Annotated in this window: 11 protein-coding genes; 9 read left to right on the plus strand and 2 right to left on the minus strand. The window is 72.8% G+C overall.

Annotated features, from left to right (window positions below):
• Positions 1–550 precede the first annotated feature (550 nt).
• From ACF061_RS06840 to ACF061_RS06880, 9 genes are all read left to right on the plus strand, one after another.
• The gene (locus tag ACF061_RS06840; RefSeq protein WP_392265743.1) at positions 551–856 is read left to right on the plus strand and encodes a helix-turn-helix transcriptional regulator; all 306 of its coding nucleotides are present in this window, start codon (positions 551–553) and stop codon (positions 854–856) included.
• Positions 857–1183: 327 nt separating this feature from the next.
• Positions 1184–1804 (plus strand): DUF2975 domain-containing protein, encoded by a 621-nt coding sequence (locus tag ACF061_RS06845; RefSeq protein WP_392265744.1) that lies wholly within the window; start codon positions 1184–1186, stop codon positions 1802–1804.
• The gene (locus ACF061_RS06850) at positions 1804–2028 is read left to right on the plus strand and encodes a helix-turn-helix domain-containing protein (RefSeq protein WP_392265745.1); all 225 of its coding nucleotides are present in this window, start codon (positions 1804–1806) and stop codon (positions 2026–2028) included. The genes ACF061_RS06845 and ACF061_RS06850 overlap by 1 nt, the downstream gene beginning before the upstream one ends.
• 120 nt (positions 2029–2148) lie before the next feature.
• A complete protein-coding gene (locus ACF061_RS06855) occupies positions 2149–2628 on the plus strand; it encodes a DUF3515 domain-containing protein (RefSeq protein WP_392265746.1) in 480 nt (159 codons plus the stop codon).
• Positions 2629–2827: 199 nt separating this feature from the next.
• Positions 2828–3325, plus strand: coding sequence for a hypothetical protein (locus tag ACF061_RS06860; protein WP_392265747.1), 498 nt, complete (start codon positions 2828–2830; stop codon positions 3323–3325).
• 86 nt (positions 3326–3411) lie between these two features.
• On the plus strand, positions 3412–5067 hold the full coding sequence (locus tag ACF061_RS06865; protein ID WP_392265748.1) for a hypothetical protein: 1656 nt from the start codon (positions 3412–3414) through the stop codon (positions 5065–5067).
• 36 nt (positions 5068–5103) lie between these two features.
• The gene (locus tag ACF061_RS06870; RefSeq protein WP_392265749.1) at positions 5104–5829 is read left to right on the plus strand and encodes an ABC transporter ATP-binding protein; all 726 of its coding nucleotides are present in this window, start codon (positions 5104–5106) and stop codon (positions 5827–5829) included.
• On the plus strand, positions 5826–7043 hold the full coding sequence (locus tag ACF061_RS06875) for an FtsX-like permease family protein (protein WP_392265750.1): 1218 nt from the start codon (positions 5826–5828) through the stop codon (positions 7041–7043). The genes ACF061_RS06870 and ACF061_RS06875 overlap by 4 nt, the downstream gene beginning before the upstream one ends.
• Positions 7040–8095, plus strand: a complete 1056-nt coding sequence (locus tag ACF061_RS06880) for a hypothetical protein (protein WP_392265751.1) — start codon at positions 7040–7042, stop codon at positions 8093–8095. The genes ACF061_RS06875 and ACF061_RS06880 overlap by 4 nt, the downstream gene beginning before the upstream one ends.
• Positions 8096–8219: 124 nt before the next feature.
• On the opposite strand, the gene ACF061_RS06885 is transcribed toward ACF061_RS06880, so the two are convergent.
• Together ACF061_RS06885 and ACF061_RS06890 are read right to left on the minus strand one after the other, a co-directional pair.
• Positions 8220–9476, minus strand: a complete 1257-nt coding sequence (locus ACF061_RS06885; protein WP_392265752.1) for a hypothetical protein — start codon at positions 9474–9476, stop codon at positions 8220–8222.
• Positions 9477–9531: 55 nt separating this feature from the next.
• Positions 9532–10047: a SigE family RNA polymerase sigma factor gene (locus tag ACF061_RS06890; protein ID WP_392265753.1), complete on the minus strand. Its 516-nt coding sequence runs from the start codon at positions 10045–10047 to the stop codon at positions 9532–9534.
• Positions 10048–10303 lie beyond the last annotated feature (256 nt).

Consider the following 10303-nt stretch of genomic DNA (forward strand, 5'->3'; position numbering starts at 1 on the left):
CTCCGCCGTCCGGTGGCCAGGGGCCGCGGGCTGCGCGCCCGACGGGCGCCGGCCGGGGTGACTCGCGGGTGAGACGGTCGTCCGCGCCCCACCCGCGGGCGCTGGCCGCCCCTCCGCCCGCGGCTCCCCCGTCGTGGCCGCGCCGGCTTCGCCGTCCCCCGCCTCACCTGCCGCGTCGGCCGTCCGCCTCGTCAACGCCCCGACGGGCACCCGCGCCAGGCGCGCCACCCCGGTGCACAACCTCAAGAAACGCTCAACTCGGCCCTTCAGGACCGATGTTGCCCATTTACTGATGTCCCACGCGATGGGCGCCGGCACGCGGAAACAGTACGACCGCCAGTGCACACAAGTCACTTGCCACTCATTCCGGCATGAAGGCACCATGCGGGGGCGCAAACGTGCGAAACTCTCGGCCCTGCCAGACCGGTTCACGGTCCCGCCAGGACCAACGGCCTGGCGGCGCACCCCCGACAGGGGGCATGCGGCACAGCACGAATCGATGGACAACCGGCCGGAGTGGTCACGCAGAGACAAACGGGGAGACGTTGCTTTGACTTACCTCACCACGGGCGACCAGAGATCCGGACCGCAGGAGGTCTTCGACTCCGCTCCGACCGCACCGCCCGTTCCGGGGGACCCGCAGGCCATACCCACCCTCACCCCTCGCGAACGCCAGGTCCTCGCCCTGCTCAGCCGCGCCGCGGACAATCGCCAGATCAGTCGTCGCCTCGGCATAGCCGAGCGCACCGTCAAGACCCACCTGACCAACCTGATGACCAAGATCAAAGTGACCAGCCGGACCGAGGCGGCCCTCTACGGCTACGCCCACCACCACCGCCTCGCCGACCGGCCCTAGGGTCTGCCGGCCCCGGCCCCGGCCCCGACCCCCGCCCTCCCGGCGCGGGACCGCGCTCGCTCCGCGGGCGGCGTCGCTGCGGCGGGCGTCACGCCCGCCCGGTTCCGCCGGTTCCGCCGGATCCGTCCGCGTCGGACCGCGGACTGCGGGCTGCGGGCTGCGGGCTGCGCACCGAGTCCCCGGCCGCCGACGGACGACCTCCGAACAGCCGTCGTCCGGGTTCCTTCACGCCCTCCAACCCTTTCCACGAGGGAAGTTGACAGCCCGCATATCGCTTATCGATACTATCGATAAGCGATATGCGGGCTGCGAGCGGCAGGGGGAACCATGGGTACGACGTCCTGGTGGAGCCGGACCGACAACCGGCTGCTGGAGGCGGCTCTGGGCCTGGCCGCCGCGCTCGTCGCCGTCTTCGGGGTACTGATCCCGGCGCTCGGGGTGGTCGGCCTCACCGACCCGGTGGACACCCGCTCGGTCGAGGCCCGGACCACGACCCGGATACCGGCCGCTGTGACCGACGCGGTGGCGGGCCATGGCATGAGCCTCACCGGCACGCACCGGGCGGATCTCGTCTTCGCCCACCCCGGTCCGGGCCAGCGGCTGCTGCTCGCCCTGCCGGAGATCGTCGGCAGCCTGCTCCTGCTCCTCGTCGTGGCCCTCCTCCTCCGGATGGCCGGGACCCTGCGCCGCGGCGACGTCTTCGTGCCGCAGAACGCCCGCCGCCTGAGCGTCATCGGGCTCACGGTGCTGGTGCAGGCCGTCCTCTCCCCCGTGCTGCCGGCGCTCACCACCGCCGCTCTGGTGAGAGGCACTCCCTTGGGCGAGCAGATCCCCTTCGAAGTCTCCTTCACCGGCGAGTACGTCCTGCTGGCCTTCCTCATCCTGGCCCTCGGTGAGGTCTTCCGGCGCGGTACGAGGCTGCGCGCCGACACCGAAGGGCTGGTTTGATGCCACCGGAGGAGGAACACCGGGTCCAGGTCCACCTGGACCGGCTGCTGGCGGAGCGCGGCATGACCCTGTCCGAGCTGGCGGCCAGGGTCGGGGTGACGGTGGTCAACCTCTCCGTCCTGAAGAACGACCGGGCCAAGGCGATCCGCTTCTCCACCCTCACCGCGCTCTGCCGCGAACTGAACTGCCAGCCCGGTGACCTGCTCAGCGTCCGCGAGGGCTGATCACGGGCCGCGGCGGAACCGACGCGTGTTCCCCGCGCACGTGCCGCCGCGAGCCCCGGCGGTGCGGCCTCGACCGAAGAAGAACCCACGAACCTGCTGTACCTGGATGGGGGAAGAATCATGAGGAAGATCTTTGGCCGGCGTCTGGGACGGGCCGGTGTGATCGGTGTGTGCGCCGCCGCTCTCGCGGCGTGCGGAACCGCCTCGCGCGACTACAACGTGTCGGCGGCTCCGGGAGGTGACAGTGCCGCGTGCTCCGGTCTGGTGGGCAAGGCGCCCAAGAAGCTGGGGGGCCACGACCGCAACGACTCCGACCAGAAGGGAACGGCCGTGTGGGGGGACGGGGACGTCGTTCTCCGGTGCGGGAACATCTCGAACGTGCCGGAGTCGGCTCCCTGCACGTCGGTGAAGGGCGTCGACTGGGTCGTGAACGAGAAGCAGACCCACGACGGGGTGAAGACGGTCCTGTCGTACGGGCGCAGTCCCGCCGCGGAGGTCACGGTGTCGGAGCGCGTCAAGGACAAGGACGCCGTCATCGGTGAGGTGTCCGGGATCGTGTCGGAGCTGGCGAAGCGGAAGACCTGCAAGAAGCCGGGCTGAGCAGGAGCGGGACGGGCCTGCCACGGCCCGGCCTCCTCCCCCGGAGCGGTTCCTCCCGAGGTGGCCCCGCAGGGCAGGGTGCCCGAAGGTGCGATGGCGGCCGCCGTGACCACGCCGTAGAAATCTGTAGAACACGCGTACGGGGTTATCCGCGGTGCCGGACGCGTGGGAAGCATTTCCACTTCTACGGGGAGGGTTCATGCGTAGTCTCTCGCGCCTGGCCTCTGGCGGTGCCGCTGCGGTGGCCGCCGGTGCGCTGCTGTTCACGGCCGCGCCCGCACACGCCACGACGGCTTCGAACACCTGGGGAATCCCGGGTCACAAGATGCAGGTGAACGCCTGGCACTGCGGCACGTACGTGAGCGCCTGCGACTGGAAGGCGTCGACCAAGCTGTACAAGGGCAAGGCCCACGACAGCGCGCAGTGGGTGCAGAACCGGGCCGTCCTGGCCGCGCACGGCATCAGCGTCTCCATCAAGATCTCGAAGAACCCCGAGGCGACGCTGAAGATGACGAGCAAGTCGCAGGGCGAGGTCCGCTGGAAGAACTACGGCGGCCACAGGTGGATCGCCGACACCTACGGTCAGATGAAGCCCAGCAAGCTGACCGTCTACGTGTCGACGAAGTCCTGCGGCTCGGCGCAGATCACCAGCAGGATCAAGTTCACGGAGAAGTGCGTCACCGCCGGCGCGGCGTGATCCGCGCGCGACGCCGTCGCACCACTTGACCGTCTCTGCCCCCGCCCTCCGGCGGGGGCAGAGTTCTCTCACCGGGGGAAACGAGCATGTCACGCACCAGGAGCATCGCCAGAACGGCGGTGTGGACGGCCGTCGCGGCCTGCGTCATGGTGCCGGCCGCGGGGTGCGCCTCGCCCGGCAGCCACCACGCGAGCGGGGAGCCCGGCTACTTCGCCAGCCTCGTCAGCCGGGCTAACGGCCTGTACTACCACCCCTTCCTGCGGGAGGAACGCGGCAGCCCCGAGGCCCAGTCCTACGCGCTGCGCACCCTGGAGGAGACCGGCGCGAGACCGAGGGTCACCGTGGGAGCCGGGACGGCCTCGGCACTGCGCTCCGACGCGGTCAAGGCGTCCCCGCTGTGGGGCAGGTACTGGCTCGTCCCGCTGCGCGACGCCGGGGCGTCGGGGGTGCTCGGCCGGAGCGACGCGCGCGCGGTGGAGAAACTCCGGACCGACAAGGGGTGGTACGACGACCCCGCGCTCGGGACGAAAACCGACGAGGGGCGCCTTGGCGCCACCTGGGCCGCGTTGGAGGTGGAGGCGGCCACCGGCTCCCTGGGCAGGCTTCCGGCCGCCGACCGGGCCGCCACGGTCCGCTGGCTGGACGGGCTGGCGGCCGGCGGGCCGTCGCTGGAGGGGGCCGCGGTCCTGGCCCGGTGCCTGCGCCTGCTCGCCAGACCCACTCCCGAGTCCCTGACGACACGGGCCGCTCCGGACGCGAGCCGGTTCACCGAGCGGCCGGAGAAGGAGCGCGCCGACCTGCTGGAGGACACCTACGACTACGTACTGCTCCAGGAGTCGGCCGGCAAGGAGCCGCGCGTGGACCGGGAGGTCTGGCAGCAGGCCCTGGCGCACAACACCGACAGCCTCGACTACGAGCAGCTCTACAGCCTGGTGCACATCCTGCGCGCGACCGGCAGCCCCGAGAACGCGTTCCCGTCGGTCGTCCGCCGCCTCCAGCGGGAGCGGATGCCGGACGGAACGGTGCGCGACCCTTCCTCCTACCTGGGCACGCCCGACGCGTCGCTGTTCGTGCAGCGGCTGCGGAGCGTCGCCGGATGGCCGGTGCGGGACAAGCGTCTCCTGGGCGCCGTGGAGAAGCAGGCCGACTCCCCGGACGCGCCGCGTGACGGCGCCGCGCGGCTGACCACGGCCGCGCTGGAGCACAGCGCCGGCGGGGCGCCGCTCTCCCCCCGGGAGACCGCGCTGTGCCGGGACCCCGTGACCGTGCCGGCCACGGTCACCGCGGACAACGCTGCGGACTGGCAGCGTGCGGTGTGGAACTGCGCGGAGTCGGGCGTGCCGGTGCCGGCTCCCTCCGTCACGCGCTGGAGCGTGGACGGTCTGGAGGGGGCACAGGCGGCCGCCACGCTGGTGGTCGGCCTGCACCAGGGCGGTCACGACGATCGCGTACCCGGATGGCTGACCGCGGACGGGCTCAGGCGGTGGGCGACCGATCCGGGGCCCCGCGCGAGCGTCTACGACCGTGCGCTGATCGTACGCGCCTACCTGCTGCTCGGCGGCCGGGCCGGCGACTTGGTGGTGGGGTCCCTGGCCGGCCTTTTCAAGGCGCACCGGGGCTGTCCGGGCCTTCCCGGCCTGTACCGGCCGGACGACGAACCGGGCTGCGACCTCAAGACGACGTGGGCCGTGTGGGAGCTGGACAAGGCACTGGACGGCAAGTTGGGAGCCCTGCCCTCGTAGGCGGGCCCCCCGAGAGAGAAAGTGGGCACAACCTCCTTGAGCACGCTGCTGACGGCGAGTGGGGTGGGCAAGTCCTATACGCTGCGCGGCCGGCGGGTCGACGTCCTCGAAGACATCGACCTCGCCATCGCGCCGGGACGCGTCACCGCGCTCGTCGGACACTCCGGATCGGGCAAGACCACCCTCCTGCACATCCTCGGGCTGCTGACGAAACCCGACACCGGCCGTGTCGTCCTGGAGGGGCGCGACACCCGTGCCCTGACGGACAGCGCGCTGGCGGACCTGCGACGTCGGCGTCTGGGCTTCGTCTTCCAGTCGTACAACCTGCTGCCGCAGCACAGCGCCCTGCGCAACGTGCTGCTCCCGTACACGGGCAGGCGCGGGGAGGCTGAGCGGCGGGCGCGCGGTCTGCTGGAGCGCGTGGGACTGGCAGACCGGTGCGAGCACCGGCCCGGCGAACTGTCCGGAGGTGAACAGCAGCGCGTGGCGCTGGCCCGGGCTCTGGTGAACGACCCACCGCTGCTCCTGGCCGACGAACCCACCGGGAACCTGGATCCGCGGAGCGAGGGCCTGCTGCTGCGCCTGTTCCGCGAGTTGGCGGACGAAGGGCGGGGAGTGCTGGTCGTGACGCACAACCAGGCGGTCGCGGACGCGGCCGACGTGGTCCACCGGCTCGGCCCGGACACGACGCTCTCGGGCCGGGACGAGACGAGCGGCCGCTCCCGGGCGCTCACCCGGGGCCCGCGGGAGGGTGAGCTGTGAACCTGCTTCGGATGGCCTGGTGGAACGTGCGGGCGCTGCACAGGCGGCTGCTGGGACTGGTCACGATGGTCGCGGTCGCCGGCGCGGTGTGCCTGAGCGCCATCGGCGTCGCCTCCAACGCACAGGCTTCGACGGACAGCCAGGTCGGGGAGTCGACGGCGAACCGGTCGGTCACGGTGGACTCCCCGGAGGGCCGTCCCGATACGGCCCGGCTGACGGAGGCGACGGAGAAGCGCCTGGCGGCGATCGCGCACGTGGAGTCGGTCCAGCACCGGCTCCAGGTGTCCATGCCGGTACGGGACAACCCCGAGGGTGCCGACCTGCTGTACGCGACGACGTACCGCGAGTCGCTGGCGCCTCCGGTGGTGAGGTCGGTGCGCGAGCGGCTCTTCCCGCTGCAACCCGGCGAGGTGGTGTTCCCCGCCTCCACGCACGGGGTGGACCTGTCCTCGATGGTCGGCAGGACGGTGACGGTCGACGCGCACCGGTATGTGCGGCCCGGTGTGGGCGGCACGGTGAGTTCACGGGTGAAGGTGGTGGGCCTGTACGACCCGGGCTGGCAGTTCGACGGACCGGACGCCGCGTACGCGGACGACGCGAGCGTGGTGAAGTGGGCGGCGGGAGCGGCCGGCAAGACGACCGACGACTACCTGCGCACGTCGGGCTGGGACCAGCTGACGGTGGTGGCCGACAGTGCCTCGCACGTGCCGGACGTGCTCCGAGCCGTGCAGGGGATGAACTACCCCGCCGTCACCTTGCAGCAGCAGCTCCAGGCACTGCCCGGAGTGCTGGAGCTGGTCAGACTGACCGGGAACGTCCTGATCGGCGTTCTGGGCGTGCTGGCGTTCGTCGGCGCGGTCACGGTGACGGGTGCGCTGGGGCGGCAGCGGGCCCAGGAGGTCGGCATCCTGAAGGCGGTCGGTTTCCGCAGCGGCTCGGTGATGGGGATGCTCGTGGCGGAGATGGCGATCGCCGGCGCGGTGGCGGCCGCGGCCGGTGTGGTGCTGGCGGTGGGCGCTTCCAGCGCGGCGGCGGCCGGTCTGAGGCGTTTCGGCGAGATCGCCCCGTACGTCCATGACACGGTGCCCCTTCCGGGAACGCCGGTCCTGGTCGCGCTGTCGGTGGCGACGGTCGTGGTCGTGGCCGCCGGCGCGGTGCTCCCGGCGGGCCGTGCCGCGCGCATGTCCCCCACCGAAGCCATGAAGGACTGGTGATCCCCTTGGTGCGGCGCAGGATGTCGTACACCGCGCTCGCGGTGTCCGCGGCTGTGCTGGCCTCCTGTTCCGCTTCCGGCGATGTGGAGCTGGGGACGGACTGGGAGGGCTCGCAGACCTTCGTGACCGCGAGCGTCTCCGGGCGGACCGTGGTGGTCGGCATCAATCCCTCGGCCCGTCACGCGCAGGCGCTCGCCGTCGTGCCGGAGAAGGACGGCGACGACGACGTGCGGGCTCCTCAGCTCGTGCGGTCGGCCGACGGTACGTGGTGGCTGTCGACGCCCCGCAAGGGTGAGCGCCCGGACCGTCTCTTCACGCTGGACACCGCCCGGCACGTCCTGGACGAGAAGGGCGACACCGGGCGGCTGCGGGAACTCGTGCCGGGCAAGAGCCTGGTGGCGGCCGTTCACGGCTCCCCGGAAGGCGGGCGGAGCGCCGCCGAGGCGGGCCGGGAGTCCACCGGTGTGCTGGTACGCGACGCCAGGACGTGGAAGGGGGTCCGGAGCACCCGGGTTCCGGGGCCCGTGACGCTGACGGCCTCCGATCCGTCGAGCGACACGGTGTGCCTGGCCACCGGGCAGGGAGCCGACACCGAGGTGAGCGTGCTCGACCTCACCACCGGCAGGACGGGACGGGCCGTGCGCTCCGCCGGTCTGCAGGTGCAGCAGCTGGCCTGCCCGGCGGGCACACCGGTCCTGGCCGGTTCTCCCGCCGGGAACGGCCCGGGGGCCACGGTGGAGGTGACCCTCCGGCGCGCCGACGGCGCGACGGTGGTGAGCGTGGACGGCGGCCGGGTCGACGCCCTTCAGGCGTCGGGCGGCACCGTCGCGGTCGCGGTCAACCGCGGGCAGGACAGCGATCTCGTCGAGCTGGACCGGGCGAGCGGGCGCGAACTGGGGCGCGTGACGGTCACGGGCATGGACAACTCGTACCTGCTGCGGCACACGCGGGACGGCTGGGTGATGGTCTCGGACAGCACCGCGACCGTGGTGGACCTGTCCGGGGGGACGTTTTGGACCTTCGGCCTGCCCGGGACGCTGACGAGCTTCTGAGCCCGGCACGCACGGGCGTCCGTGCGTGCCGGCCGGTCCGTCGCGCGGGCCCGCCCGCACACCGCACGGCCGCCGCCCCTGCCCGCGTCCCCCCGTGGCGCGGGCAGGGGCGGCGGCACGGTGGTCAGCCCAGCTTCAGCCACTTCGGGTCGGTGGCGATCTTCTCCAGCCGGCTCATGGTGAGGGCCGGGGCCTCACGGGTGGCCGGGGTGTTCTGGGCGCCCGAGTTGAAGGCGCTGATCACCACACGGCGGCCGTCGGGACGGATCGTGTCCACCGTCCACATGACGATGCCCTCGATGCCCTTCTCGCCGGGGGACTTGCGCGTGACCACCTTGGTCCCGTCGGGCAGGGTCCTGGCTCCCTCGCCGAAGAGCTGGCTCTCGACGTCCCGCATGTCGGGCTGGACGTTGAGCTGCACCAGGCTCGCGCCCTTGCCGTCGTCGAGGACGACGTAGCCGAAGCCGGGGTCCGCGCTGCCCTTGGAGACGACCTTGGTTCCGCTGGGCGCCAGCCGGGCCAGCGTCGCCGAGACCGAGCCGGTGTGCGCGGCCGACGTCTCGTTCGGCGCGGGCTTGGGCCGCTGGTCGAGGGGGATGGCGTCGGCCGCGGCACGCCACTGCGGCGCGGTGACGAGCGACGTCAACCGGGCGGCGGACAACGGGGGCTCGTCCCGGGTGACGGGCTTGTCCTTCTCGGCGGCGGCGTTCCACTCCTGCGCGCTGATGTGCTGGCCGGTCGGCGTCACCAGTTCGGCGCGCCAGAGCTTGGTGCCGCTGCGGCTGTTGGGGTACTCGTAGCCCTTGAGGATCATCACGGCGGAGCCGTCGGGCAGTTTCGTGGTGCCGCAGCTGTCGTAGGCGATGAACACCTTGTCGGGGCACTCGGTGTTCTGGCGCGCCTCCTGAGTGCCGGCCGGGACGCGGTTGACGGAGACGCTGACCGCGGCCTCGCCCCTGCCATCGTCGAACACGCCCGCCGCATAGGGGTGGTCGTCCGTGCCGCGTCCTTCGGCGTTGCTGAGCTCCCCCTGGGGCAGCAGCTTCCTGAGGGTGCGGACGAGTTCCTCGCCGGACACCGCCGGGGCCGCGCTCTCGGAGGCGACGGGGGTGGTCCGGGCCGCCGGGCCGCCGGCGGCGGGCCGCTGCCGTGCGCCGGGGCCGTCCTGTCCGCCGGGGAGTACGAAGGTCACTCCCAGTCCCACGAGCGCGACCCCGGCGACACCGCCGGCGACGGCGGCCCGCCGTCGGGCGCGCAGCCGCCGGCCGCGCACCTCACCGGCGGCGGCCAGGTCCTGCCGGGCGCTGCCCAGGGTCGCTCCGGCGTCCCGCAGGGCGTGGGCGAACCGTTCCTCGAAGGCGTCGTTGTCTGCGTCGGGCATGGCGAACCGCCGTTTCTCGAACGTGGGTTGGTGGTCGGTGCGCGACCGGGACGGGTCAGGTCCCGGCGTACTCGCTGAGAGCGTCGCCGAGCAGCGCGCGCAGCCGGGCCAGGGCGCGGACGCAGCGCGTCCGGACGGCGGCCGAGCTGGTGTTCATCACCGCGGCCGTCTCCTCGATGCTGCGGTCCTCCCAGTACCGCAGGACGACCACCGCCCTGTCCTTGGCCGACAGTTGCCCGAGGGCCCCCATGAGGGTCAGCCGCAGCGACGCGTCACCGCCCGCCTCCGGCGCCGCGACCTCGGGGAGTACGTCGGTGGCGCGCTCCCGGTGGCTGCTGTGGCGGCGCCGGTGGGCGAGGAAGGTGCGGGTCAGTACGGTCTGGACGTACCCGGCCGGGTTGTCCGCGGCACGGACGCGGTTCCAGCGCACGTACACCCGGCCGAGGGTCTCCTGGACGAGGTCCTCGGCGAGGTGGGTGTCGCCCCCGGTGAGCAGACAGGCGGACCGGTACAGGTGCCCGGACCTCGCCGCCGCGAACTCCGGATACCCCTCGCTGCGGCCCTGCCTCATCGGATCCCCCGTGCCCGGCGTGCCCTCTCCGGCACTCTCACCCCTTTGATGCGGTGGGCCCCTCGGGATGTTTCACATGTTCCGCGACGAGTTCCGGAGGGGTTCCGGCAGCGCGCCTCGCCCGACCACGACCACGGTCGCTCGGCCGCGGGGGGCCGGGGGACGTCGGCGTGTCGGGCGCGGGCCCCGCGGGGGGGCCGGCCGGGCGGGGCGGGGCCGCGGGGGGGGGGGGGGGGGGCCCCCCGCGCCCGCCGGG

This window comes from Streptomyces sp. NPDC015220 (assembly GCF_043079345.1).
In the GTDB taxonomy this organism is placed as follows: domain Bacteria; phylum Actinomycetota; class Actinomycetes; order Streptomycetales; family Streptomycetaceae; genus Streptomyces.

Excerpts from the sequence above, each read along its gene's own strand:
- ACF061_RS06845 (WP_392265744.1), top strand. The coding sequence starts at position 1,184 with ATGGGTACGACGTCCTGGTGGAGCCGGACCGACAACCGGCTGCTGGAG.
- ACF061_RS06850 (WP_392265745.1), top strand. The coding sequence starts at position 1,804 with ATGCCACCGGAGGAGGAACACCGGGTCCAGGTCCACCTGGACCGGCTG.
- ACF061_RS06855 (WP_392265746.1), top strand. The coding sequence starts at position 2,149 with ATGAGGAAGATCTTTGGCCGGCGTCTGGGACGGGCCGGTGTGATCGGT.
- ACF061_RS06860 (WP_392265747.1), top strand. The coding sequence starts at position 2,828 with ATGCGTAGTCTCTCGCGCCTGGCCTCTGGCGGTGCCGCTGCGGTGGCC.
- ACF061_RS06865 (WP_392265748.1), top strand. The coding sequence starts at position 3,412 with ATGTCACGCACCAGGAGCATCGCCAGAACGGCGGTGTGGACGGCCGTC.
- ACF061_RS06885 (WP_392265752.1), bottom strand. The coding sequence starts at position 9,476 with ATGCCCGACGCAGACAACGACGCCTTCGAGGAACGGTTCGCCCACGCC.
- ACF061_RS06890 (WP_392265753.1), bottom strand. The coding sequence starts at position 10,047 with ATGAGGCAGGGCCGCAGCGAGGGGTATCCGGAGTTCGCGGCGGCGAGG.